Origin of the sequence: Pseudoduganella sp. LjRoot289, assembly GCF_964252925.1 — a bacterium.
Lineage (GTDB): Bacteria > Pseudomonadota > Gammaproteobacteria > Burkholderiales > Burkholderiaceae_D > Rugamonas.
Genome location: NZ_CAXUPN020000001.1, coordinates 3,903,410 through 3,927,355, shown reverse-complemented (window position 1 = coordinate 3,927,355; position 23,946 = coordinate 3,903,410). Strand labels below are relative to the sequence as shown.

Genomic DNA, 23,946 nt, shown 5'->3' with positions numbered 1-23,946 from the left:
GCGGAAAATTGTAAGATCTGCAAAGTTGCCTGCCAGCCCGATCGGGCTGGCAGGCAATGCAGATCTTTCAATGAGGCCGAGGCGCACGACTGTGAAACCGTATATCCCTACCGCCGGACCCGCCGGTTCGGCCCCCGCCCAGGCACGGATCATTCCGTTCGCCGTCTATCTCTTCTTTATTTTCGTCGCCGACGTGCTGGCCCGCCTGGGTTACAGCGCCGAGCAAACCCGCTGGCTGTACGCCGTCAAGATCACCGCCGTGCTGGCGGCGCTGGTGCTGTACCGCCGCGCCTATGCCGAACTGGCGTGGCGCGGCATGGGCGCGTCCGCCATGGCCGCCTCGGTCGCCGCCGGCCTGGCGGTCTTCGTCCTGTGGGTCAGCCTGGACGCCGGCTGGATGCAGGTCGGCAGCGCCGCCGGCTTCGACCCGCGCTACCCCAGCGGCGCCGTCAACTGGGGCCTGGTGGCGCTGCGCATCGCCGGCGCCGCCCTGGTGGTGCCCGTCATGGAAGAGCTGTTCTGGCGCTCCTTCCTGCTGCGCTGGCTGCACGCGCCCGACTTCCTGCCAGTGCGCGCGGCCGCCGTGGGCGTGAAGGCGCTCGCCATCACCGTGCTGCTGTTCGGCTTTGAACATAATTTGTGGCTGGCCGGCATGGTCGCCGGCCTGGCCTACAGCCTGCTGTATATGCGCAGCGGCAATCTCTGGACCGCCATCGTCGCGCACGGCACCACCAATGGTGTGCTGGGCGTGTGGATCGTGGTCACCGGCAACTGGCACTACTGGTAAACACCATGCGACTTCTCCCCAATAAAAAAAATCTGCTGCTGCTGCTCGGCGCCGCCGCCGCGCTGCCGCTGCCGGCCGCGGCCGGCATCAGCGACACCATCCACCCCTATCTGTCGGTGACGCGCTCGCACGACGCCAACCTGTTCCGGCTGGACGACACGGCCACCGGCCTGGTCGGCCAGCGCGACGACAACCTGACGCAAACCCAGTACGGCGTGCTGTTCGACCTGCCGGTCAGCCGCCAGCGCCTGACCGGCCAGATCAAGCAGTCGCGCGTGAAGTTCGAGCATTTCAAGGAACTCGACTACAGCGGCAAGGATTACCTGGCCGACCTCGAGTGGCACATCGGCAACCACCTGGAAGGCCATCTGGGCGGCCTGTACGCACAGACGCTGACCTCCTTCAGCGACTTCCACAGCGCCCAGCGCAACCTGCGCGTGCAGCGCCGCGAGTACGTGGACGGCGCCTGGCGCTTCCACCCCAGCTACCGCGTGCGCGCGGCCGCCGCCAGCCAGAAATTCACCTACGACCTGCCGGCGCAGCGCTTCAACAACCGCACCGAGGACCAGCTCGACCTGGGCTTCGACTACCTGCCGTCCAGCGGCAGCCGTTTCGGCCTGCAGGCGAGCCAGATCAAGGCCAAATACCCCAACCACCGTTTCGTCGGCGGCGCCCTCATCGACGACGGCTACACCCAGAACGAGCTGAAGGCCAATGTCTACTGGCTGTTCAGCGCCACCTCGCAATTCACCATGCTGGCCGGCTGGGCCGAGCGCAAGCACAGCTTCTTCGCCGAGCGCGACACCAGCGGCTTGAACGGCCGCGCCTCGATGAACTGGTCCATGCTGCGCAAGCTGCGCATGCAGGCCTCGGTCTGGCGCGAGTTCGCGCCGGTGGAAAGCAATCTCGTGAGCAACAGCCTGAACAAGGGGGCCAGCTTCACCACCACCTGGGACGCCACTGCCAAGGTCAGCGTCAACGCTGCGGTGCGGCGCGACAAGCGCGATTTCAGTACGCTGGAGGGCAGGATCGCGGCCCCGGACTTGCGCGACAAGAGCCGCAATGCCTCGCTCGGCGTGAACTACGCGCCGCTGCAGTCGGTGCGCCTGTCCGCCAATGTATTCCATGAAACGCGCAGCGGCAACGCTTCCACCAACTACCGCACTCACGGCGCCGCCGTCAGTGCCAGCATACAGTTTTGAGAATGGCCATGACGGTAAACGATATCCCCTTGATCTCCTTCTTCCAGCGCGTGCTGGACCCGCTCATCATCATGGGTACGCTGTACCTGTTTTCGATGCTGTTCGCCGAACCGTTCACCGGCTATTCGCTGGTGCTGATGATATTGGCGTTCTTCATTTCCTCCTCGGTCTACCAGTACGTCGACCCCTACCGCACCTGGCGCAGCGGCCGCATGATGGCCTATGCGCGCGACATCGTGCTCGGCTGGGTGGTCACCGCGCTGATCCTGGTGTTCCTGGGCTCGGTCAGCGGCCTGTCCTACCACTACGACGAGAACGTGGTGCTGGTGTGGTTCGCCGCCACCCCCTTCGTGCTGCTGCTGAGCCACCTGGCGGCGCGCAAGCTGGGCTCGGACCCGGCCAAGGACAGCGAGGTGCGCTCGGTGCTCATCATCGGCGCCAACGACGTGGGCGTGAAGTTCGCCAACACCATCGACCGCTTCCCCAACCTGTACATGAAGGTGTGCGGCTTCTTCGACGACCGCACCGACGAGCGCCAGCCGCGCGGCATGCGCCACCCGGTGCTGGGCACGATGGACGACATCGCCGCCTATGTGCGCCAGCACCAGATCAAGATGATCTTCATCAGCCAGCCGATCTCGGCCCAGCCGCGCATCCGCCGCCTGCTCGACGAGCTGCAGGACACCACGGCGTCCGTGTATTTCCTGCCCGACATCTACGTCTTCGACCTGATGCAGGCGCGCTTCGATAACGTCGGCGGCATGCCGGTGATCGCCATCTGCGAAAGCCCGTTCACCGGCTTCAACAGCCTGGTCAAGCGCACCAGCGACATCGTGCTGGGCGGCCTGATCACCCTGGCGCTGGTGCCGGTGATGGCGGTGATCGCCGCCGCCGTGCGCATCAGCTCGCCCGGCCCGGTGATCTTCCGCCAGCGCCGCTACGGCCTGTACGGCGAGGAGATCATCGTCTACAAGTTCCGCTCGATGACGGTGGCCGAGGACGGCGCCCAGGTGGTGCAGGCCAAGAAGAACGACCAGCGCGTGACCCGGGTCGGCGCCTTCCTGCGCAAGTCCTCGCTCGACGAGTTGCCGCAGTTTATCAACGTGCTGCAGGGCCGCATGAGCATTGTCGGCCCGCGCCCGCACGCGGTGGCGCACAACGAGCAGTACCGCAAGCTGATCAAGGGCTACATGCTGCGCCACAAGGTCAAGCCCGGCATCACCGGCTGGGCCCAGGTCAACGGCCTGCGCGGCGAGACCGAGACGCTGGACAAGATGGAAGCCCGCATCCGCTACGACCTGGACTATCTGCGCAACTGGTCGCTGTGGATGGATTTGTGGATCGTGGTCCGTACCGTGAAGGTGGTGGCCGCGCGCGAGAACGCACATTAGGCGGGCGACAGGCGAAGACGAAAGCTGTATGGGACCGGGGCCGCATCCATTCGTGCGTCACGCTTGCAATGGCTGCGATAAGATGTTTGTCTAATGACAATGTTGTAAAGAAAAGTTTTCATAAAGGAACGATCATGAGAAAAGCATTCCCATCCAGCCGTTCGGCCACCGCCGCAGGCGTGTTGGCCTTGCTGGCGGCGCTGTCCCTGACGGCATGCGGCGAAAAAGCGAAGAAAAACGGCCAGGCATTGGCCAGCGTCAACGGCGAGGAAATCACCGTGTTGCAGCTGAACGAGGAAATGCAGCGCGCCGGCGTGCAGTCGGCGCAGCAGGAGGCGGCCCGCAAGCAGCTGCTGGAAGGGCTGATCGACCGCCAGCTGCTGCAGAACGAGGCCACCAAGGACAAGCTGGAGCGCGACCCGCAGGTGATGCAGGCGATCGAGCGCGCCAAGGCCATGATCGTGGCGCAGGCCTATATGCAGAAGCGCATCGGCAGCCAGGCCCGTCCGGCCAAGGGCGAGGTCGAGCAGTACTACGCGCAGCACCCGGAATTTTTCGCCAACCGCAAGCAGTTCGACATGCGCCAGCTGGTGCTGGCCACCAAGGACGTCAACGACCAGCTCAAGGCCCAGCTCGACACCGTCAAGTCGCTCGACGACGCGGCCGCCTGGCTGGACCAGCACCAGATCAAGTTCGCGCGCGCCCAGCTGACGCGCACCAGCACCGATCTGCCGCCGGAACTGGGCGCGCGCCTGGCCGCCATGCCCAAGGGCCAGCTGTTCATCATCCGCGAAGGCGACCGCAGCATGCTGATCCAGATCGCCGAGATCAAGGACAGCCCGCTCAGCCTGGACGCGGCCACCGCCCAGATCGAGCAGTTCCTGTTCAACAAGAAGAACAAGGAGGCCGCCGAGGCCGAGGTCAAGCGCCTGCGCTCGACCGCCAAGATCGAGTACTTCAACAAGGCCGCGCCGGGCGCCGCGCCCGCCGCCGGCCCGGCCGCAGCCACCGCCGGCGCGGCCCCGGCTCCCGGTGGCGGCGCCGCGCCCGCCGCGCCGCCGCCGGCCCAGGCCGCCGCTCCGCAAGCGGTCGCCGACGATGCCGCCGCGCGCGGCGTGGCCGGCCTGAAGTAAGCGCAGTCCATCCACCTTCCAATAAGTGAGCTCATCATGAAAAAACTCATCCTGTGGCTGGCCATGTCCATGGCCATGTGCATGGCGCTGGTCCTGCGCCCGGCCGGCGCCGCCGACATCGTGCTCGGCGCCGGCGACGTGCTGAAACTGTCCGTGTACGGCAGCCCCGACCTGGCGCTGGAAACCCGCGTCAGCGACAGCGGCGCCATCACCTTTCCGCTGATCGGCCAGGTCACCGTGGGCGGCCTGACCGTGCCGGCGGCCGAGAAGAAAATCGGCGGCATGCTCGAGAGCGGCGGCTACGTGAAGCGGGCCCAGGTCAACATCCTGGTGACCCAGATCCAGAGCCAGCAGATCTCGGTGCTGGGCCAGGTGAACCGGCCCGGCCGCTATCCGGTGGACGGCAAGCGCAACCTGATGGACGTGCTGGCGCAGGCCGGCGGCATCGGCCCCGAGGGCGGCGACACCGTGTCGCTGATACGCACCCGCGACGGCAAGACCACGCGCGAAGTGGTCGACGTGATCCAGATGGTGCAGGCGGCCGATTTCAACCGCGACTACGCGCTGCAGCCGAACGACATCATCTACGTCGAGCGCGCGCCGCGCTTCTACATCTACGGCGAAGTGCAGCATCCCGGTGCGGTGCGCCTGGAGCGCAACATGACGGTGCTGCAGGCGCTGTCGGCCGGCGGCGGCCTGACCCCGCGCGGTACCGAGCGCGGCATGCGCATCAAGCGCAAGGACGCCAGCGGCCAGCTGCAGGTGCTGAGCGTCAAGCACGACGACGTGATCCAGGTGGACGACGTGGTGTACGTCAAGGAAAGCCTGTTCTAAGGATATGCCATGAATTTCGCCCAATTCCTATTGATACTGCAGGCACGCAAGAAAATCGTGCTCGGCACGCTGATCGCCACGGTGGCCATCACCATCCTGGTCAGCCTGCTGCTGCCGGCCACCTACAAAGGCTCGTCGTCGGTGCTGCTCAACACCAAGGGCGTCGACCCGGTCACCGGCATGACCATGCCCGGCCAGCTCATGCCCAGCTACGTGGCCACCCAGATCGACCTGATCTCGAGCAAGAACGTGGCGCTGCGCGTGGTCGACCACCTCAAGCTGGCGGCCAACCCGGCGGTGCAGGAGCAGTTCCAGTCCGACACCGGCGGCAAGGGCACGGTGCGCGACTGGCTGGCCGCCTTGCTGCTCAAGAAGCTCGACGTGGTGCCCTCGCGCGAGAGCAGCGTGATCGAAATTAACTTCAAGGGCTCCGACCCGGCCTTCGTGGCGGCGGTGGCGAACGCCTTCGCCGACGAGTACCAGCGGCTGAGCATCCAGCTCAAGGCCGACCCGATGAAGAAGGCCACCAATTACTTCACCGAGCAGATCAAGGTGCTGCGCGACCAGCTGGAGGCGGCCCAGAGCCGGCTCTCGAAATACCAGCAGGAAAACGGCATCGTCAGCCTGGACAACCGGCTCGACGTCGAGTCGAACCGCCTGAACGACCTGTCGGCCCAGCTGGTGGCCGCGCAGGCGCAGCAGATGGAAGCCAATTCCCGGCGCAGCGTGGCCAGCGGACGCAAGCTCGATTCGCCCGACGTGGCGGCCAGCCCGCTGGTGCAGAACCTGCGCGCCAGCCTGAGCATGGCCGAGACCAAGCTGGCCGAGGCCGGCCAGCGCCTGGGCCGCAACCACCCGCAGTACCAGAGCGCGAAGGCGGAGGCGGACCAGCTGCGCGCCAGCCTGAACTCGGCCGTGTCGACCACCTCCAACAGCGTCGGCAACAATGCCCAGATCCTGGGCGCGCGCGAGTCGGCGCTGCGCGAGGCCCTGTCCGAGCAGAAGACCCGCATCCTGGAGATCAACCGCTCGCGCGACGAACTGAACGTGCTGCAGCGCGACGTCGAGGGCGCCCAGCGCGCCATGGACGCGGCCGCGCTGCGCCTGTCGCAGACGCGCATGGAAGGGCAGTCCGAGCAGAGCGACATCGCGGTGCTCAACCCGGCCGTCGCGCCGGTCGAGCCGTCCTCGCCGCGCCTGCTGCTGAACACGGCGCTGGCGCTGTTCATGGGCACCATGCTGGGCCTGGGCTTCGGCCTGCTGGCCGAAATGCTGGACCGCCGGGTGCGCTCGCGCGACGACTTGTCCGACCTGGTGCAGATCCCTGTGCTGGGCGAAATTCACTGGGGCCCGGCCCGTGCCCGCTCCAAGCTGGGCATGGCCTTGATGCCGCGCCGCGTGCGCCTGACCTGATATGGATATGGATATGCATATGAACCACCCTGCCATGACACCCGCGGCGCTGCCGCCCGCCGTCGATTCGAGCATCGGCGGCCTGCTGCTGGCCTCCGGCAAGCTCAGCCCCGAAAACGCCGAGCGCGTGCTGCGCATGCAGCAGGAGCTGGGCATCCGCTTCGGCGAAGCGGCCCAGCGCCTGGGCCTCATTTCCGAGGCCGACATCCAGCAAGTGCTGGCGCGCCAGTTCGACTATCCCTACCTGACGCCGGGCGACGGCAACCTGTCGCCGCAGCTGGTGGCGGCCTACCAGCCGTTCTCGCCGCAGGTCGAAGTGCTGCGCGCCGTGCGCAGCCAGCTGATGCTGCGCTGGTTCGCGCGCGGGCGCAAGGCGCTGGCGGTGGCCGGCGTCGAGCCGGGCGACGGCGCCAGCCTGTTCGCGGCCAACCTGGCGGTGGTGTTCTCCCAGCTGGGCGAGCAGACGCTGCTGGTGGACGCCAATCTGCGCACGCCGCGCCAGCAGGACATCTTCGGCATCAAGCAGCGCGCCGGCCTGTCCGACGTGCTGGCCGGGCGCGCCCAGCTCGACGTGGTGGAGAAGATCCCGGAACTGGTCGACCTGTCGGTGCTGGTGTCGGGCACCTTGCCGCCCAATCCGCAGGAACTGCTGGCGCGGCCGGCGTTCGCCGGCCTCAACCTCAATGTCGAATCGCGCTACGACGTGGTGCTGTACGACACCCCGGCTTGCGTGCTCGGCTCGGACACGCTGGCGCTGGCCTCGCGCGTGGGCGGGGTGCTGCTGGTGGCGCGCAAGAACCGCACCACCTTGGCCGCCATCAGCGCCAGCGTGGACCAGCTGCAGCACGCCGGCATCGCCGTGGTCGGCTCGGTCATGGTGGAGCATTGATGATGCTCTCTGCCAGCTCCCCGCTGCCGCCGGCGCGCGAATCGGCCGCCAGCCGCTGGCCGCTCGAGTGGCTGCTGGCCCTGGCGGGCCTGCTGGCCCTCTACGTCCCCACCTTCTACGACGCGCTGCGCGAAGTGTGGGGCAGGGAAGAACAGGCGCACGGCCCCATCATCCTGGGCGTATCGCTGTGGCTGCTTTACCGCAACTGGCCGGCCATGCTGGCGGCCGGCGCCGGCCGCGGCAGCGCCTGGGGCTGGCCGGTGCTGGCCGCCGGCCTGCTGAGCTACCTGCTGGGCCGGGTGCTCGAGATCCAGGTCATCGAAATGTTTTCCTTCCCGTGCACGGTGGTGGCCGCGATGCTGCTGCTGCAGGGGCCGGCCGCGCTGCGGGTGCAGTGGTTCCCGCTGTTTTTCATGCTGTTCATGCTGCCGCTGCCCGGCCCCTTCGTCGACGCGGTGACCATGCCGATGAAGATGGCGGTGTCCTGGTGCGCCGAGCACATCCTGTTCGCCGTCGGCTATCCGATCGCGCGCAGCGGCGTGGTGCTGCAGGTCGGCCAATACCAGCTGCTGGTGGCCGACGCCTGCGCCGGCCTGCACACGCTGTTTACGCTCGAGGCGCTGGGCCTGCTGTACCTGAACATCGTGCGCCACGGCTCCTTCCTGCGCAACGTCGGCCTGGCCATCCTGATCGTCCCCATTTCCTTCACCGCCAACATCATCCGCGTCATCACGCTCACCTTGATCACCTACCATTTCGGCGACGCCGCCGGCCAGGGTTTCCTGCACGGTTTCGCCGGCATGGTCTTGTTCATCAGTGCGCTGCTGCTCATCATCGGCGTCGACACGCTGCTGCGCGGCGCCGCGCGGACCCGCAACAGGAGTGCACCATGAAACGCCGAACCGCCGCCGCCGCCGTGCTGGCCACCTTGATGGGCGGCACCAGCGCCGCCGCCGCCCTGCTCAAACCGAAGAAGCACGAGGGCCCGGCGATGGAAAAGCTGGGCCTGGAAAGCCTGATCCCGGCCGAGTTCAACGGCTGGCATATCGACCACAGCGTGGTGCCGGTGCAGCCGCCGCCCGAAGTCGAGGAAATGGTCGGCAAACTGTACGATGAAACGCTGGGGCGCACCTATGTCAACGCGCTCGGCCAGCGCGTCATGCTGTCGATCGCCTACGGCGGCGACCAGACCGGGCGCCTGCGCGTGCACCGTCCCGAGAAATGCTACTCCGCGCAGGGCTTCCGGGTCGACAAGGTGGCCCAGCAGCAGCGCCGGGTGGGCGGCGCCAACGTCACCGTCAACCGCCTGTACGCGGCGCTGGGCGCGCGGCACGAGCCGATCACCTACTGGATACGGGTGGGCGACGAAACCGTCAGCGGCACCCTGGCCCAGCGCCTGACGCAGCTGCGCTTCAGCCTGAACGGCCAGATCCCCGACGGCCTGCTGTTCCGCGTCTCGAGCATCGGCCCCGACCGCGACGCCGGCTACGCCCTGCAGGATGTGTTCATCGCCGACCTGGTGCAAGCCATGGCCCCGCGCGACGCTGCCAAGCTGGTCGGCAGCCCGGCGCGGCCGCCGGCGGCGCAGGGCGGTTGATCCATGTCTGAGCATTATTCGGGCAAGGCATTTAACAAGGGTATCGTCAATTATGTCGGCGGCCGCTTTTTAAATGCGATCGCCGCCTTCTTTATATTAATCTGGATAGCGCGCCAGCTTCCGGAGTTGCAATATGTTAATTATATTGCCGCCTATTCCATCGTCGAATTGGGTATAGTCTTTTCCGCTTTCGGCATGGAATGGGTAACCGGCATTTATATTCCCCAGATACGGATGAAAGGCAGCGGCGCCATGCTGGCGCGTTTCGTCTGGCACTGCGCCGCGCTGCAGACGGCGCTGCTGGCCGGCAGCGCGCTGCTGCTGTTCCTGGCCGCGCCGCTGCTGGCGCCCTGGCTGGGCCTGGCCGGCGCCGAGAGCGTGCTGCGCCTGTACGCGGTGGTCATGCTGATCGAGGGCGTCAGCCGCGTCTTCCGCGACCAGTTGCTGTCCTGTTTGCTGCTGCAGAAGGCCGGCCAGGCAGCACAGCTGCTGCGCAACGTGGCGCTGGCAGGCTATGCGCTGCTGGTGTTCGGTGCGCCGTTCGGCCAGCCGGAATGGCGCAGCGCGCAGGCGCTGGCGCTGGGCGAGATCCTCGCCAGCAGCTGCAGCCTGCTGCTGGCGGCCTGGGCGCTGCAGCGCCACCTGGCGCTGGCGCGCGGCCAGGCCGCGGCCGAGCCGGGCTGGCTGCCGCCGGGCTGGCGCGCCATGCTGCGCGTCGGGCGTAACGCCTGGCTGAGCAATCTGGCCACCATGAGCTGGAGCTGGCAGGCCGTAGTGCTGCTGGCCACCCGCACGCTGGGGCCGGCGGCGGCAGCGCCGCTCGGTTTCGCCCGCAACCTGGCCGAGCAGGTGCGCAAATACCTGCCCAGCGAATTCCTGCTCGGCATCGTCCGCACCTTGCTGGTGGTGCGGTATGCCGCCGACCAGGACCGTGGCAAGCTGGGCCTGCGCGTGGGCCTGATCTACAAGGCCAATCTGCTGTGCCTGTTGCCGCTGCTGGTGCTGTGCGCCGTGCGCGGCGGCGACTTGACCAGTTTCCTCAGCAAGGGCCGTTATCCCGAGGCCGGCTGGCTGCTGACGGGCTGGCTGGCGGTGCTGGTGCTGGTCGCGCACCGCCGCCTGACCGACCTGATGGCCTTCACCCTGGGCCAGTCCGTTGTCACCACCCGGGTCAATTTCATGACGCTGTTCGCGCCGCCGCTGTTGCTGTTCGTTGCGCCACAGCAACGTTGGATCTTGCTGTTCGGCGTGCTGATGCTGGCCGAAGTGGCCTACAACGCGCTGGTGCTGCGCCGCCTGCGCACGCCGGACTGGCATTTCCGCTTTCACTGGAGCGGACTGGCCCGTTTTGCCGTGGCCGGGCTGCTGGCGGCCATGGTGCTGGCCGGCCTGCCGGCCGGCGCCGACGCCGCCCGTTTGCTGCTGGCGCTGGGCGTAGCCACGGGCGTCAGCTGGGGTGTGCTGCTCCTGCTGCCGCCGCTGACGCCGGCCGAGCGTGCGCTGCTGCCGGCCCGGGCGCTGCGTTTCCTGCGCCGCGGACCCGCCATTTCCAGTTGATATAAAGGTATGGCCTGTTTAACGACAGGCAATAATAAATGCAAACAGGCGTAATGGCTTTATCAATTAACTTTTGATTGCAGGAAAAAAGTGAATAAGGATCGCCCGCGAATTAATATAAACAAGTTGGCGTCAGGCTACGCAAAAGTCCGCAAGTCTATGCTATCGTCCTCAAATAGCGAACACAGGGGGATACTGCTATGCGATTTACTAAACTAAGTTTTCTTATTCTTTCTTCATTGGCTTGCGGCGCTGCCTGGAGCCAGATCGACACCACGCTGGGCGGCACCGTCAGCTATGCCGATTTCGGCACCCGCTACGTGCTGTCGACGGCTTATGTCGGCAACCTGACCTGGGACAGGGACCCGGCCGGCAGCGGACGCGTGGTGCTGCGCAGCCGCGTGCGCGCCACCGACGCCAAGGTCGGCGGCGTGCAGCGCACCGACTTCCTGCCCAAGGGCGAAGCCAGCCAGACCGGCATACGCTGGTATGGCTTGAGCGTGTACTTCCCCACCAACTGGACCGTGCATCCGAATCCGGTGGTGGTGGCCCAGGTCGACCAGCAGCAGCCGACCGGCTTGCCGCCGCCGCTGGCCATCGTGGTGCGCGGCTCGGCGCTGGAAATGAACCTGGCCTACAACCACCGCCCGCTGAGCGGCACCGGGGACATCGCCACGGCCGCCAACACGGCGATCAAGGTGTTTAAGCTGGGGCCGCTGCAGACGGGCAAATGGTATTGCTTCGCCGTGCGTTCCGAATGGTCGCCGGTGCTGGGCAGCGGTTCGCTGATCGTGTACCAGAACCGCGACAAGGTGTTCGAAGGCCAGCGCGATATCAATTCCTATCCCGGCGCCGGCGGCAGTGTGCCGCGCGTGGGCCAGATGTATCCGGGCTTGGTCGGCGTGGCCGAGCGCAATGTGTACACCGACTTCATCCGCCTCGGCGGGCCGACCACGACGCTGGAGCAGATCCTGGGCGAAACGCCGTGCAAGACCACCACCGCCACCACCGCGCTGGTGAAATAAAGACCTGAGAGGTGCATTATGCAATGGACTAAAATTATCGCCGCGACGGCCTTGTGCGCCGCCGCCGCCGGGGCCCAGGCCCAGATCGATCCGGCCCGTGGCGGCCCGGTGACCACCATGGCGACCAATCCGGTCACCTACAAATACATCGCCTGGCTGCTCGACGCCAACGCCAAGGCCACCACCCGCTACTTCCCGGACTTCTACACGCTCAACAGCGCCAGCCCGTCCAACGTCAGCCTGGTCGACGATCCGGCCGGCAGCGGCAAGAAGGTATTCTTCATGACGCTCAAGAGCACCGATGCGCCGGTGCTGGGCGGCTCGCGCACCGAGGTATCGCCGCGCAACGACTACGTGAAGGAGGGTTTGCGCTGGTACACCTTCAGCATGTATTTCCCCACCAACTGGGTGTTCCACCCGGCGCCCACCATCGTGGCGCAGCTGCACACCAGCCAGCAGACGGCCGTGGTGTCGCCGCCGATGTCGTTGACGGTGAGCAACCGCACCTTCGCGCTGGACTTCAATTTCAACCACCGCTCGACCGTCAGCGGCGCGACCGACCCGGCCACCAAGGCCAACTCGGTGGCCGAGTCGGTCCGGCTGGGCAATGTGGAACTGGGGCGCTGGTATTGCTTCGTGGTGCGCGCCGACTGGTCGTACAAGCCGGGGGCGGGCGGCGTCCAGGTCTGGATGAACGGCAACGAGGTGTTCAACTCAAGGAACACCTACAACAGCTATGAAACCTGGCTGGGCAACTACCCCAAGGTGGGCATGTATATGCCGGGGACGATGACGGTGCCGCAACGCAGCATCTACGCCGACTTTGTGTACCTGGGCGGCCCGACCAGCACCTACGACCTGATGATGGCGCAGACGCCGTGCGCGCCGCGCTGACGAAGGCGCCATAGCGGCATGGCGCATTGCCGCAGGTCAAAGCCCGTGCAATCGCGCGGGCTTTTTTTTGGCTTTATGATAAGTTACCGCTACTACAGATTCTAACGGTAACAACATGACGTCTACCCCCAAGCCGCGCCGGATGGCGGCCATGCGCGCGCGCATGCCCCTGCTGCCGCTGATCCTGATCGGCCTGTTGAGCGCGCTGCTCTTCGGCGGCCTGGCCGGGCTGGGCGCGGGCGTGTTCGCGCTGCTGCTCATCGTTCCCTTCCTGGTGCTCGGCCTGCTGCTGTTCACCAACTCCTTCGCCAGTTTCCGCTTCGGCGGCGAAGGCGTGTTCTGGCTGGTGGCCGGGCTGGCGGTGCTGACCGCACTGGCCGACACCGTCTCGCCGGTGCGCACCCGCGGCCTGATGACGGTGGCGCTGCTGGGCCTGGCTATCTACGCGCTGCGCGGCATGTTCGTCTTCGCCGCCCATTCCTGGCTGGGCAAGGTGCTGGTGGCGGTGTTCCTGCTGTTCTTCGCGCTCGGCGCGCTCAGTTCGCTGCGCGCCGGCCACATCCACTGGCATGCCTTCGCCTATCAGGTCGGCTACGACCTCAAGCTGCCCATCATGCTGCTGGCCGGCTTTTGCGTGGCGCTGGGCGAAAAAGGAGAACAGCGCTTCTGGCTGCTGGTGAAAATCGTGCTGGTGCTGTGCCTGGCCGCGCTGGCGCTCGAGCTGGCCGCCCCTTCGGTGCACCGCCTGATCGCCCGCAACGCCACCGCCGCCCACAACGGCAACCCGCTGCTGCCCGGCCTGCCGCTGGCCACCGGTCCCTTCGTCCACCCCGGCGTGCTGGCCTCGATGGCGGCGCTGTTCCTGTGCTGCGTGTTCGCGCGCTGGCTGAGCGGGCAGGGCAGCCGCCTCGGCAACGTCGCGCTGTGCGGCGGCTTCCTGCTGGTGCTGCTGCTGTCGGGGCAGCGCCAGGAATTCCTCGACACCATGGCGGCCTGCGCCATCCTGCTGTTCTCGTCCCGCACCAGGCCGCGCATCCTGTCGGTGCTGATCGCGCTGCTGGGCATGGCCCTGGTGGCCGGCGCGGTGCTGCTGCTGCTGGGGCCGGACAACCGGGCCGAGCTGGCGATGCAGTGGGGCCTGACCCCGTCCTACCAGGCGCTGGCCTCGCCGCGCACGGTGTTCTACGTGGACGCGGTGCAGCTGGCCAACAGCCATTTCCCGCTGGGCATCGGCTTCGGCAAGTTCGCCGGCGAGGCCGCGCGCCTGTTCGACCGTTCCGTCTACGAGGCGCTGGGCTACGGCGCACGCTACTGGTGGTATCGCCAGGACCTTTACCTGCTCGACACGTATTGGCCCAATCTGTTCGCCGAGGCGGGCTGGATAGGCGGCAGCGCCGTGCTGCTGCTGGGCGTGCTGATGACCTTCTACGCGCTGCAGCGGGCCTGGACCGTGCGCGAAGCGCGCGAGCGCCTGCTGTGGCGCCTGGCTTTCGTCGGCCATTTCCTGGCCCTGTCCGGCTCGCTGACCGCGCCGATCTACGGCGACCCGAACGCGGTGGCGCTGCCCTTCATGTTCTTCGGCATGGCGTTCGCGTATTCGCTCAGGCTGCGGCGCGAGGAAGCCGCCGCGCTGGCGGCCAGGCACGAGGCCGAGTTCGGCGCGGCGGCGATGGGCGTGACGGTGCTGCCGCGGGCGGCGTGATCAAGGCCGGGCGGACTGCCCCGAACGCCGCGGCATGCGGCGGCCGCCGGGCCACGCTGGCATGGCCGTAAAGACGGTGAGGGCCGCAGCGGCTGGAATGGCTGCATAGTCTTGAATGACAGGCGTGCCCGGAGCGGCTGGAACCGTTGGAGCGGTTGAACTGTTGGAGCGGCTGGAACGGCTGGAACGGCTCGAACGGCTGGAACGGTTGCGACGGAGGGGATGGCTGGGCAGGGTAGGGCATGGCATGGCCGGCCTGGTCGGCCTGGCAGGGCGCGCCGGTCAGCGCGCCTTGCGGCTGGCCGCTAGCGGTACCAGATGGCTTTTTCGAACTGGTTCAGTAGTACGATGGCCCAGCAGCGGGGGCTGGTCAGCAGCAGTTTGGCCAGGTCGCCCCAGCGCTTGCCGCGCACCGCCGGCTTGAGGCGGGCCTTGGCCGCCAGCCCGCCGATCAGCCAGCCGCGCAGCACGGCGGCGGCGCGCGTGGCCAGCGGCCAGCGCGGCCCGTATTCCAGGCGCACCGCGCTGTTCAGGCGTTGCGGTCCGCTGAAATCGACCTTGGTCTGGCTGAAATTCTTTTCCTCGAGCCGCAGCGTGTAACGGTAGGCGGCGAAGGGCAGCACCTGGGTGCGCGCGCCGGCCATCACCGCGTCCATCAGCAGGCGCCAGTCCTCGCCGGCGCGCAGCGCGGGCAGGTAGCGCAGGCGGTGCTCGTTGAGCCAGGCGCGCCGCAGCAGCGGCTTGGCCCAGCCCAGCGGCGCGCGCTGTCCCGGCAGGTCCCACAGCAGCAGCTGCAGCGGGCCGATCGTGCGCGGCTGGCGCACCCACGGCCAGCTGTGCGCCACCACTTTTTCCTGCGCCGCGTTGTACAGCGCCAGCCGGTCCCATACCAGGTCCAGCTTGCCCGGGGACAGGTGCGGCAGGAAGCGCGCCAGGCGCTCCGCTTCCCAGGCGTCGTCCGCGTCCAGCAGCGCAATCCACTCGCCCTGCGCGGCGTCGAAGCCGGCGTTGCGGGCTGCGGCCGGGCCGCCGTTCTGCGGCAGTTCCAGCAGACGGATGCGGTCGTCCTCCTCGGTCCACTGCCGCACCACGGCGCGCGTGTCGTCGCTGGAGCAGTCGTCGACCACCAGGGCTTCCCAGTTGCGGTGGGTCTGCGCGCGCAAAGACGCCAGCGCCGTGCCGATGAAGGCTGCGGCATTGTAGGCGGGGACAACAACAGTGATTTTCATATTTTTGATTCTAGCATGGACAAAACGCAAGCTTGCTCGAAAAACATCGTATCGTGCGCCCTCTGCACGATAGGCGCGACAGCGATGTGATACCTCGCTGTTATGATGGAAGCATTCAATTTAAGCATGTTTTTATTTCATGAACACAACAAAAGCCGGCGCAGCGCGCCGCATCCTGATGATAGGCACGGGGCTGGACGCGCACGGCGGCATCAGTTCGGTGGTCCGCTCCTACGTGGCGGTCCGGCTGTTCGAGCAGTGGGGCGTCACCTATGTGTCGACCTACGAAGGCAAGGGCTTGGCCACCCAGTTGCGCACCATGGGTGCGGCGCTGCTGCGCGCCGGCGCGATGCTTGCCGCGCGCCGGGTGTCGGTGCTGCACGTGCACAGCGCCTCGCGCGGCAGTTTCTGGCGCAAGTCGCTGATGTGCGCGCTGGCCGACCTGTTCCGCGTGCCCTATGTCTTCCATTTGCATAGCAGCGAATTTCCGCTGTTCTACGCCCGCGAATGCGGCGCACCGGCCCGGGCCTGGGTGCGGCGCGTGCTGCGCCGGGCGGCGCGCGTGGTGGTGGTGTCGCCGCACTGGCGCGCCGGCGTGCTGGCCATCGAGCCGGCCGCGCGCATCACCGTGGTCGGCAACCCGGTGCAAGTGCCGCCCGCGCTGCCGGCGCTGCGGGCGCAGGCCGTGACGGTGCTGTTCATGGGCCGCGTGCATGAAAAGAAGGGCGTGCTCGACCTGGTGCGCGCCATGCCGGCGGTGCTGGCGGCGCTGCCGGGCACGCGCTTCGTGGTGGCCGGCGACGGCGCCACCCGCGAGGTGCAGGCGCTGGCCGAGGAACTGGGCGTGGCGCACGCGCTGTCGCTGCCGGGCTGGGTGGACGGCGCGGCCAAGCAGCGCCACCTGGAGCAGGCCGACGTGTTCGTGCTGCCCAGCTATTTCGAAGCGCTCAGCGTGGCCCTGCTGGAAGCCATGGCGGCCGGCGTGCCGGTGGTCAGCACCCCGGTCGGCGGCACGCCGGACTTCATCGACTCAGGCGTCGAGGGCTTGCTGGTCGAGCCCGGCGACCACGGGGCGCTGGCGCTGGCCCTGCTCGCCGTGCTGGGCGATCCGGCGCTGCGCAGCCGTTTGCGCGGCGCGGCCTACCTGCGCGTGGGCCGTGAATACGCGTTCGATACCGTGCTGGCCCAGCTGCGCACGGTGTACGCCGAACTGGGCACGCCGCTGGACGCGCCCGAACTGGCGCGGGCGGCCTGAGGTCTTGTTTCGGCCAGTTCGGCCAGTTCGGCCAGCTCAGCCGTGCGACAGCTTTTGCTGCAGCGCCATAGAATGTTGTCTCTTTGATCTTTTTCTCGTTTAGGAATGTTATGGCTATGATTTATCTGGTCGCCGGTGCGCGTCCGAACTTCATGAAAATCGCCCCCATCGTGCGCGCGCTGCAGGCGCACGGCGGCCTGTCGTTCAAAATCATTCATACCGGCCAGCACTATGACCGCGAGATGAACGATGTCTTCTTTGAAGAGCTCGGCATCCCCCAGCCTGACCTGTTCATGGCCGCCGGCGGCGGCAGCCACGCGCAGCAGACCGCCAAGATCATGCTGGCTTTCGAGGAATTGTGCGTCGCGCAGCGCCCGGACGCGGTGCTGGTGGTGGGCGACGTCAATTCCACGCTGGCGTGCTCCATCGTGGCAAAAAAACTCACCATCCCGGTGGCGCACGTGGAAGCGGGCCTGCGCAGCGGCGACATGAGCATGCCCGAGGAAATCAACCGCCTCGTCACCGACAGCATCAGCGACTGGTTCTTCGTCACCGAGCCGAGCGCCGTCGAACACCTGCGCCGCGAAGGCAAGGCGGACAGCGCCGTGCACTACGTCGGCCACGTGATGGTGGACAACGTGCTGTACCAGGCCAACAAGCTGGCGAACGCGGGTGCCGGCACGCTCGACAGCGTCGCCATCAAGGCCGGCCTGGCCGGCCGCCGCTACGGCGTGGTGACCTTGCACCGCCCCAGCAACGTCGACGACCAGGCCATGCTGGGCCAGCTGGCCGGTGCGCTGCGCGAGATCGCGCGCGAACTGCCGCTGGTGTTCCCGGTGCACCCGCGCACCCGCGCCAACCTGGATAAATTCGGCATCAGCCTGGGCCCCGACGTGACCCTGGTCGGTCCGCAAGGCTATATGTCCTTCCTCGACCTGTGGAAGGACGCCGCCCTGGTGCTGACCGACAGCGGCGGCTTGCAGGAGGAGACTACGGCGCTGGGCGTGCCCTGCGTCACCTTGCGCGAGAACACCGAGCGCCCGGTGACGGTGGAGGAGGGCACCAACGTGCTGGCCGGTACCGCGCCGGCCGCCATCATCGCCGCGGCCACGCAGATCCTGCGCGGCGAAGGCAAGCAGGGCCGCCGCCCGCACCTGTGGGACGGCAAAGCGGCCGAGCGTATCGTGGGCGTGCTGGAACGCGAATTGCACGGTGAAATCAACGTGGCGCGCGCGGCATGAGCGGGCGCAAGATACCGGGGAAAAAGATATGACGACAGTAGCCGTAATCGGCCTGGGCTATGTGGGCCTGCCGCTGGTGATCGAGTTCGGCAAGCACGGCCGCACCATCGGTTTCGACATCGCGCAATCGAAGGTGGACGCCTGCCGCCACGGCAGCGACCCGTCGCGCGAGCTGAGCGACGCGCAGATGGCGTCCTCGCCGCACGCCGAATACACGGCCGACCCGGCCATGCTGGGCCAGGCCGACATCATCGTGGTGGCGGTGCCGACCCCGGTCGACAACGCGCACAACCCGGACTTCACGCCGCTGGTGGGCGCGAGCCGCAGCGTGGGCCGGCACATGAAGGACGGCGCCATCGTGGTCTACGAATCGACCGTCTATCCGGGCGCCACCGAGGAGGTGTGCATCCCGGTGCTGGAGCAGGCCTCGGGGCGCAAGTGGAAGCAGGGCTTTAACGTCGGCTACTCGCCCGAGCGCATCAACCCGGGCGACAAGCACCACACCCTGACCACCATCCTGAAAGTGGTGGCGGGCGACACGCCCGAGACGCTGGAGCAGGTGGCGCAGCTGTACGAGCGCATCGTGGTGCCGGGCGTGCACCGCTGCAGCAGCATCAAGGCGGCCGAGGCCTGCAAGGTCATCGAGAACACCCAGCGCGACCTGAACATCGCGCTGATGAACGAGCTGGCCATCATCTTCGACAAGATCGGCATCGACACCTCCGAGGTGCTGGCGGCGGCCGGCACCAAGTGGAACTTCCTCAAGTTCAGCCCCGGGCTGGTGGGCGGCCACTGCATCGGCGTCGACCCCTACTACCTGACGCACAAGGCCGAGCAGCTGGGCTACAACCCGCAGGTGATCCTGGCCGGGCGCCGCATCAACGACGGCATGGGCAAGTACATCGCCGAGCAGACCGTCAAGAACATGATCGCGGCCGGCAGCTACATCAAGGGCGCGCGGGTCAACGTGCTGGGCCTGACGTTCAAGGAAAACTGCGCCGACCTGCGCAACTCCAAGGTGGGCGACGTGATCAACGAGCTGCGCGACTTCGGCATCGAGGTGTTCGTGCACGACCCGTACGCGGATGCCGACGAGGCCATGCACGAATACGGCGTGCGCCTGCACAGCTGGGAACAGCTGCCGCGCGCGGACGCGGTGGTGGCGGCCGTGTCGCACGCCGAACTGCTGGCGCGTCCGGTCGAGGAGATCCAGAAAAAACTGATCAAGGGCGGCTGCTTCATCGACGTCAAGGCGGCGTTCGACGCGGCGGCGCTGCAAGAGGCCGGACTGTGCGTCTGGCGTCTGTAGTGGCCGTTTCATTTCATCGTATTTAGGCAGGCAGGAATTATGCGCATCTGGTTCGAACTGACAAACTCACCCCACATCAATATGTTCGCGGCGATGATCCGCGAACTCGAGCGCGACCACGAGGTCGTCATCACCTGCCGTCCGCTGGCCAATACCATCGACCTGCTGGACCTGCACGGTTTCAAGTACGAGGTGGTCGGCTTGCACTACGGCGGCAAGCTCTCGGCCAAGCTGTTCGGCTTCCCGATCCGCGTCTACCAGCTGTGCAAGTTCCTGGCGGGAAAGAAGATCGACGTGGCCATCTCGCAAAGCTCCTTCCATTCGCCGGTGGCGGCGCGGCTGATGGGCGTGCGCTCGATCTATATGAACGACAATGAACACGCGATGGGCAACGTGCCGGCCTTCCTGTGCGCCGACGCCATCATGGTGCCGGAATTCCTCGGCATGGACAAGCTCAGGAAGCAGTGGGCCAATCCGCGCAAGGTGCTGCACTATGCCGGCGTCAAGGAAGGCATCTACCTGTGGGAGCTCGACGCGCGCCTGGCGCCGCGCCCGGCCACCCGCGCCCCGCGCGCGCGGCGCGTGGTCTACATCCGGCCCGAGCCGTGGACGGCGCAGTACTACAAGGGCAGCCGCAACTTCCTCGACAAGCTGGTGCTGGGCATGAAGGACCACGTCGACGTCGTGCTGCTGCCACGCGGCAAGGACCAGGGCGTGCACTACCAGGATCCGAAATTCGCCGGCGTGCGGGTGGTGACGACGGCGCTCGACATCGCCGACATCGCGCCCGACTGCGACCTGTTCATCGGCGCCGGCGGCACCATGACGCGCGAGATGGCGGTGCTGGGCATCCCCACCATTTCGGTCTACCAGGACGAGCTGCTCGACGTCGACCTGCACTTGCTGCAGGCCGGCGCCTTCGAGCACTTGCCGGCGCTGACCGCGCAGCAGGCACTGGCCTACCTCGATACGGCCACGCAGAAGCCGCCCAACCGCGGCCTGCTGGAAAAGGGCCGCAGCGCCTACGACATGGTCAAGCGCCAGCTGCTGCAGGCCCGCGCCTAGTTTCCACCGGATTTTTCACTGAACTTTTAACACAACGCTTTCATTTAAGGAACCATCGATATGATACGGCTCGCAGTAGTAGGCCTGGGTAAAATGGGTCTGTCCCACTACGCCATGATCAATGCCCACCCGCGCGTGCAGGTGGCGGCAATTTGCGACTCGACCGGCTACGTGCTCGACGTCCTCAATAAATACACCGGCGTGAAGACCTACACCGACTTCAACGCCATGCTCAACGAGGGCGAGCTCGACGCGATCATCATCGCCACGCCGTCGTCCATGCACGCCAAGATGGTCAAGGCGGCGCTGGAGAAGAACATCCACGTGTTCTGCGAAAAACCGTTCACGCTCGATAACAAGGAAGGCGAGGAAGTGACCGCGCTGGCCAACGCCAAGGGCCTGGTCAACCAGGTCGGCTACCACTACCGCTTCGTCGGCGCCTTCCAGGAAGTCAAGCGCCTGCTGGACGCCAACGTCATCGGCGACGTCACCCACATGCTGGCCGAGGCTTACGGCCCGGTGGTGCTGAAACCGAAGGGGTCGACCTGGCGCACCCAGCGCTCCGAGGGCGGCGGCTGCCTGTACGACTACGCGGCCCACCCGCTGAACCTGCTGAACTGGTACTTCGGTGCGCCGCGCGGCGTCGGCGGCTCGGTGCTCAACAAGATCTTCTCGGCCGACACCGACGACGAGGTGTTCTCCACGCTGTACTACGAGGACGGCAAGAGCGCGCAGATCTCGGTCAACTGGAGCGACGAGTCCTACCGCAAGATGAGCACCAAGATCACCATCTTCGGCAAGAACGGCCGCATCTGCGCCGACCGCCAGGAAGTGCAGGTCTACCTGCGGGACGCGTCGGCCGCGCCGGCGCCCTACAAGGCCGGCTGGAACGTGCGCTACACCACCGAGCTGACCGACCCGGTTGACTTCTACCTGCGCGGCGAAGAATACTCGGCCCAGCTCGACTACTTCGTGCGTTGCATCGAGGAAAAACGCGGCGGCGACAACGTCAACTCCTTCGAGTCGGCCATGGGCACCGACCGCGTCATCTCGATGATGATCGCCGACGCGGAAAAAGGTCCGTCGGTCATGGCCGAGGACGCCCTGCCGGAAGTGCAGAAGCGCAAAAAAGGCTTCTTCTTTGGCGGCCGCTAAGCGGCCCAGGCACAACCCGACTTAAGTATTCATATTGGAGCAGGAAATGGATCGTTTGTTATTTGGTGATAATCAGTTCTTCGGCGTCAACCACATGTCGGAGGAAAAGGCGCGCGCCCAGGCCATGCGCTTCCAGGACATCGGCGCCGTCATCGAGGTGCTCGACAACGCCTACGACGAAGGCGTCAAGTCCTTCATGTGCACCACGCACGACCGCATCGCGCTGGTGTGCGACCACATGCGCGCCAACCCGCAGCGCTACCAGGACTTCAAGTTCCTGCCGTGCATGCCGTACGCGCACAAGTACGCCAACGCCGTCACCGAGGACGGCATGCTGGGCGCGCTCAAGCGCTTCATGCCCGACGAGGGCTTCCTCAACGCCGCCATGCGCGGCGGCATGTCGCTGGCGACCAAGGACATCGAGGGCATCATCACCCTGCTGGTGGACGCCGAAATGAAGATGTTCGCCGGCCTGAACACGCCGGTGATCTTCCTGCAGAACGTGGTGGTCGACCTGGTGCTGGGCCTGGGCATGAAAGAGGCCTTCCTCATTTTCGCCAACCACGTCAAGAAACGCTACAACGCCGAGCCGGGTTTCATCACGATGAATATGCCCAAGCTGCTCGACGTGCTCGAAGAGCTGGGCATCGAGAACCCCATCGTCTGCTCCAACATCAACAAGATGGGCTTCCGCATGTCGGGCGGCTTCGAGGCCTATGAGAAGGCCTTGCGCGAGAAGAAATTCCGCGCCATCGCCATGTCGGTGTTCGCCTCCGGCGCCATCGCGCCGAAGGAGGCCATCGAGTGGGTCTGCGAGCAGCCCAACATCGAGGCCATCGTGTTCGGCGCCTCCAGCCGCGGCAATATCCGCAACACCCGCGAACTGGTCGACCGCTACTGGCCGGCGGCCAGCCCCGCGCCAGCGCCGGCACTGGGGTAAGCGCCATGACGACAGTAGCCGTAATCGGCCTGGGCTATGTGGGCCTGCCGCTGGTGATCGAGTTCGGCAAGCACGGCCGCACCATCGGTTTCGACATCGCGCAATCGAAAGTGGACGCCTGCCGCCACGGCAGCGACCCGTCGCGCGAGCTGAGCGACGCGCAGATGGCGTCCTCGCCGCACGCCGAATACACGGCCGACCCGGCCATGCTGGGCCAGGCCGACATCATCGTGGTGGCGGTGCCGACCCCGGTCGACAACGCGCACAACCCGGACTTCACGCCGCTGGTGGGCGCGAGCCGCAGCGTGGGCCGGCACATGAAGGACGGCGCCATCGTGGTCTACGAGTCGACCGTCTATCCGGGCGCCACCGAGGAGGTGTGCATCCCGGTGCTGGAGCAGGCCTCGGGGCGCAAGTGGAAGCAGGGCTTTAACGTCGGCTACTCGCCCGAGCGCATCAACCCGGGCGACAAGCACCACACCCTGACCACCATCCTGAAAGTGGTGGCGGGCGACACGCCCGAGACGCTGGAGCAGGTGGCGCAGCTGTACGAGCGCATCGTGGTGCCGGGCGTGCACCGCTGCAGCAGCATCAAGGCGGCCGAGGCCTGCAAGGTCATCGAGAACACCCAGCGCGACCTGAACATCGCGCTGATGAACGAGCTGGCCATCATCTTCGACAAGATCGGCATCGACACCTCCGAGGTGCTGGCGGCGGCCGGCACCAAGTGGAACTTCCTCAAGTTCAGCCCCGGGCTGGTGGGCGGCCACTGCATCGGCGTCGACCCCTACTACCTGACGCACAAGGCCGAGCAGCTGGGCTACAACCCGCAGGTGATCCTGGCCGGGCGCCGCATCAACGACGGCATGGGCAAGTACATCGCCGAGCAGACCGTCAAGAACATGATCGCGGCCGGCAGCTACATCAAGGGCGCGCGGGTCAACGTGCTGGGCCTGACGTTCAAGGAAAACTGCGCCGACCTGCGCAACTCCAAGGTGGGCGACGTGATCAAGGAGCTGCGCGACTTCGGCATCGAGGTGTTCGTGCACGACCCGTACGCGGACGCCGACGAGGCCATGCACGAATACGGCGTGCGCCTGCACAGCTGGGAACAGCTGCCGCGCGCGGACGCGGTGGTGGCGGCCGTGTCGCACGCCGAACTGCTGGCGCGTCCGGTCGAGGAGATCCAGAAAAAACTGATCAAGGGCGGCTGCTTCATCGACGTCAAGGCGGCGTTCGACGCGGCGGCGCTGCAAGAGGCCGGACTGTGCGTCTGGCGCCTGTAGCAAACCCGTAGCATACGCCTGTAGTAAAACAAAGGGCTGGCA

21 protein-coding genes are annotated in these 23,946 nt (G+C 66.5%); 20 read left to right on the top strand and 1 reads right to left on the bottom strand.

The window, feature by feature from the left end; genetic code table 11:
• The first annotated feature begins 91 nt into the window (after positions 1-91).
• The 13 genes from ACSQ8Y_RS16755 to ACSQ8Y_RS16695 all read left to right on the top strand — a co-directional run bounded on the left by ACSQ8Y_RS16755 (position 92) and on the right by ACSQ8Y_RS16695 (position 14,424).
• Complete coding sequence (locus ACSQ8Y_RS16755; protein WP_436267567.1) at positions 92-787, top strand: CAAX prenyl protease-related protein; 696 nt, start codon at positions 92-94, stop codon at positions 785-787.
• Between the two features lie 5 nt (positions 788-792).
• Entirely contained in the window at positions 793-1,989 is a 1,197-nt protein-coding gene (gene epsL, locus ACSQ8Y_RS16750) for an XrtB/PEP-CTERM-associated polysaccharide biosynthesis outer membrane protein EpsL (RefSeq protein WP_436267566.1), read from the top strand.
• Between the two features lie 8 nt (positions 1,990-1,997).
• On the top strand, positions 1,998-3,380 hold the full coding sequence (locus tag ACSQ8Y_RS16745; RefSeq protein WP_436267565.1) for an undecaprenyl-phosphate glucose phosphotransferase: 1,383 nt from the start codon (positions 1,998-2,000) through the stop codon (positions 3,378-3,380).
• Positions 3,381-3,514: 134 nt separating this feature from the next.
• Positions 3,515-4,513, top strand: a complete 999-nt coding sequence (locus ACSQ8Y_RS16740; RefSeq protein ID WP_436267564.1) for an EpsD family peptidyl-prolyl cis-trans isomerase — start codon at positions 3,515-3,517, stop codon at positions 4,511-4,513.
• 36 nt (positions 4,514-4,549) lie between these two features.
• A complete protein-coding gene (epsE, locus tag ACSQ8Y_RS16735) occupies positions 4,550-5,347 on the top strand; it encodes a polysaccharide export protein EpsE (protein ID WP_436267563.1) in 798 nt (265 codons plus the stop codon).
• Positions 5,348-5,356: 9 nt separating this feature from the next.
• Positions 5,357-6,760, top strand: a complete 1,404-nt coding sequence (epsF, locus tag ACSQ8Y_RS16730) for a chain length determinant protein EpsF (RefSeq protein WP_436267562.1) — start codon at positions 5,357-5,359, stop codon at positions 6,758-6,760.
• A gap of 19 nt (positions 6,761-6,779) precedes the next feature.
• On the top strand, positions 6,780-7,649 hold the full coding sequence (gene epsG / locus ACSQ8Y_RS16725) for a chain length determinant protein tyrosine kinase EpsG (RefSeq protein WP_436267561.1): 870 nt from the start codon (positions 6,780-6,782) through the stop codon (positions 7,647-7,649).
• On the top strand, positions 7,649-8,542 hold the full coding sequence (gene xrtB / locus ACSQ8Y_RS16720; RefSeq protein ID WP_436267560.1) for an exosortase B: 894 nt from the start codon (positions 7,649-7,651) through the stop codon (positions 8,540-8,542). The genes epsG and xrtB overlap by 1 nt, the downstream gene beginning before the upstream one ends.
• The gene (epsI, locus tag ACSQ8Y_RS16715) at positions 8,539-9,246 is read left to right on the top strand and encodes an exosortase-associated protein EpsI, B-type (RefSeq protein WP_436267559.1); all 708 of its coding nucleotides are present in this window, start codon (positions 8,539-8,541) and stop codon (positions 9,244-9,246) included. Before xrtB ends, epsI begins: the two co-directional genes overlap by 4 nt.
• A gap of 195 nt (positions 9,247-9,441) precedes the next feature.
• On the top strand, positions 9,442-10,803 hold the full coding sequence (locus tag ACSQ8Y_RS16710) for a hypothetical protein (protein WP_436267558.1): 1,362 nt from the start codon (positions 9,442-9,444) through the stop codon (positions 10,801-10,803).
• Positions 10,804-11,003: 200 nt separating this feature from the next.
• On the top strand, positions 11,004-11,828 hold the full coding sequence (locus ACSQ8Y_RS16705; RefSeq protein ID WP_436267557.1) for a heparin lyase I family protein: 825 nt from the start codon (positions 11,004-11,006) through the stop codon (positions 11,826-11,828).
• A gap of 18 nt (positions 11,829-11,846) precedes the next feature.
• Positions 11,847-12,722: a polysaccharide lyase gene (locus tag ACSQ8Y_RS16700; protein ID WP_436267556.1), complete on the top strand. Its 876-nt coding sequence runs from the start codon at positions 11,847-11,849 to the stop codon at positions 12,720-12,722.
• Between the two features lie 115 nt (positions 12,723-12,837).
• Positions 12,838-14,424 (top strand): hypothetical protein, encoded by a 1,587-nt coding sequence (locus ACSQ8Y_RS16695; RefSeq protein WP_436267555.1) that lies wholly within the window; start codon positions 12,838-12,840, stop codon positions 14,422-14,424.
• Positions 14,425-14,729: 305 nt separating this feature from the next.
• On the opposite strand, the gene ACSQ8Y_RS16690 is transcribed toward ACSQ8Y_RS16695, so the two are convergent.
• The gene (locus tag ACSQ8Y_RS16690) at positions 14,730-15,653 is read right to left on the bottom strand and encodes a glycosyltransferase family 2 protein (protein ID WP_436267554.1); all 924 of its coding nucleotides are present in this window, start codon (positions 15,651-15,653) and stop codon (positions 14,730-14,732) included.
• 139 nt (positions 15,654-15,792) lie between these two features.
• Between ACSQ8Y_RS16690 and ACSQ8Y_RS16685 the strand changes: the two genes are divergently transcribed.
• The 7 genes from ACSQ8Y_RS16685 (at position 15,793) to ACSQ8Y_RS16655 (ending at position 23,904) form a co-directional block, all read left to right on the top strand.
• Complete coding sequence (locus tag ACSQ8Y_RS16685) at positions 15,793-16,908, top strand: glycosyltransferase family 4 protein (protein WP_436267553.1); 1,116 nt, start codon at positions 15,793-15,795, stop codon at positions 16,906-16,908.
• Positions 16,909-17,018: 110 nt separating this feature from the next.
• The gene (wecB, locus tag ACSQ8Y_RS16680; protein WP_436267552.1) at positions 17,019-18,149 is read left to right on the top strand and encodes a non-hydrolyzing UDP-N-acetylglucosamine 2-epimerase; all 1,131 of its coding nucleotides are present in this window, start codon (positions 17,019-17,021) and stop codon (positions 18,147-18,149) included.
• Positions 18,150-18,177: 28 nt separating this feature from the next.
• On the top strand, positions 18,178-19,458 hold the full coding sequence (locus tag ACSQ8Y_RS16675; protein WP_436267551.1) for a nucleotide sugar dehydrogenase: 1,281 nt from the start codon (positions 18,178-18,180) through the stop codon (positions 19,456-19,458).
• 39 nt (positions 19,459-19,497) lie between these two features.
• Positions 19,498-20,523: a DUF354 domain-containing protein gene (locus ACSQ8Y_RS16670; RefSeq protein WP_436267550.1), complete on the top strand. Its 1,026-nt coding sequence runs from the start codon at positions 19,498-19,500 to the stop codon at positions 20,521-20,523.
• A 60-nt stretch (positions 20,524-20,583) separates the two neighbouring features.
• Positions 20,584-21,678, top strand: coding sequence for a Gfo/Idh/MocA family protein (locus tag ACSQ8Y_RS16665; protein ID WP_436267549.1), 1,095 nt, complete (start codon positions 20,584-20,586; stop codon positions 21,676-21,678).
• 46 nt (positions 21,679-21,724) lie between these two features.
• On the top strand, positions 21,725-22,618 hold the full coding sequence (locus ACSQ8Y_RS16660) for a hypothetical protein (protein ID WP_436267548.1): 894 nt from the start codon (positions 21,725-21,727) through the stop codon (positions 22,616-22,618).
• A gap of 5 nt (positions 22,619-22,623) precedes the next feature.
• Positions 22,624-23,904 (top strand): nucleotide sugar dehydrogenase, encoded by a 1,281-nt coding sequence (locus tag ACSQ8Y_RS16655; RefSeq protein ID WP_436267547.1) that lies wholly within the window; start codon positions 22,624-22,626, stop codon positions 23,902-23,904.
• Positions 23,905-23,946: the final 42 nt, after the last annotated feature.

What these genes read in the sequence shown, in the direction of transcription:
- epsL (WP_436267566.1), top strand. Translation starts at nt 793, where the DNA reads ATGCGACTTCTCCCCAATAAAAAAAATCTGCTGCTGCTGCTCGGCGCC.
- ACSQ8Y_RS16745 (WP_436267565.1), top strand. Translation starts at nt 1,998, where the DNA reads ATGACGGTAAACGATATCCCCTTGATCTCCTTCTTCCAGCGCGTGCTG.
- ACSQ8Y_RS16740 (WP_436267564.1), top strand. Translation starts at nt 3,515, where the DNA reads ATGAGAAAAGCATTCCCATCCAGCCGTTCGGCCACCGCCGCAGGCGTG.
- epsE (WP_436267563.1), top strand. Translation starts at nt 4,550, where the DNA reads ATGAAAAAACTCATCCTGTGGCTGGCCATGTCCATGGCCATGTGCATG.
- epsF (WP_436267562.1), top strand. Translation starts at nt 5,357, where the DNA reads ATGAATTTCGCCCAATTCCTATTGATACTGCAGGCACGCAAGAAAATC.
- epsG (WP_436267561.1), top strand. Translation starts at nt 6,780, where the DNA reads ATGAACCACCCTGCCATGACACCCGCGGCGCTGCCGCCCGCCGTCGAT.
- xrtB (WP_436267560.1), top strand. Translation starts at nt 7,649, where the DNA reads ATGATGCTCTCTGCCAGCTCCCCGCTGCCGCCGGCGCGCGAATCGGCC.
- epsI (WP_436267559.1), top strand. Translation starts at nt 8,539, where the DNA reads ATGAAACGCCGAACCGCCGCCGCCGCCGTGCTGGCCACCTTGATGGGC.
- ACSQ8Y_RS16710 (WP_436267558.1), top strand. Translation starts at nt 9,442, where the DNA reads ATGGAATGGGTAACCGGCATTTATATTCCCCAGATACGGATGAAAGGC.
- ACSQ8Y_RS16705 (WP_436267557.1), top strand. Translation starts at nt 11,004, where the DNA reads ATGCGATTTACTAAACTAAGTTTTCTTATTCTTTCTTCATTGGCTTGC.
- ACSQ8Y_RS16700 (WP_436267556.1), top strand. Translation starts at nt 11,847, where the DNA reads ATGCAATGGACTAAAATTATCGCCGCGACGGCCTTGTGCGCCGCCGCC.
- ACSQ8Y_RS16695 (WP_436267555.1), top strand. Translation starts at nt 12,838, where the DNA reads ATGACGTCTACCCCCAAGCCGCGCCGGATGGCGGCCATGCGCGCGCGC.
- ACSQ8Y_RS16690 (WP_436267554.1), bottom strand. Translation starts at nt 15,653, where the DNA reads ATGAAAATCACTGTTGTTGTCCCCGCCTACAATGCCGCAGCCTTCATC.
- ACSQ8Y_RS16685 (WP_436267553.1), top strand. Translation starts at nt 15,793, where the DNA reads ATGAACACAACAAAAGCCGGCGCAGCGCGCCGCATCCTGATGATAGGC.
- wecB (WP_436267552.1), top strand. Translation starts at nt 17,019, where the DNA reads ATGGCTATGATTTATCTGGTCGCCGGTGCGCGTCCGAACTTCATGAAA.
- ACSQ8Y_RS16675 (WP_436267551.1), top strand. Translation starts at nt 18,178, where the DNA reads ATGACGACAGTAGCCGTAATCGGCCTGGGCTATGTGGGCCTGCCGCTG.
- ACSQ8Y_RS16670 (WP_436267550.1), top strand. Translation starts at nt 19,498, where the DNA reads ATGCGCATCTGGTTCGAACTGACAAACTCACCCCACATCAATATGTTC.
- ACSQ8Y_RS16665 (WP_436267549.1), top strand. Translation starts at nt 20,584, where the DNA reads ATGATACGGCTCGCAGTAGTAGGCCTGGGTAAAATGGGTCTGTCCCAC.
- ACSQ8Y_RS16660 (WP_436267548.1), top strand. Translation starts at nt 21,725, where the DNA reads ATGGATCGTTTGTTATTTGGTGATAATCAGTTCTTCGGCGTCAACCAC.
- ACSQ8Y_RS16655 (WP_436267547.1), top strand. Translation starts at nt 22,624, where the DNA reads ATGACGACAGTAGCCGTAATCGGCCTGGGCTATGTGGGCCTGCCGCTG.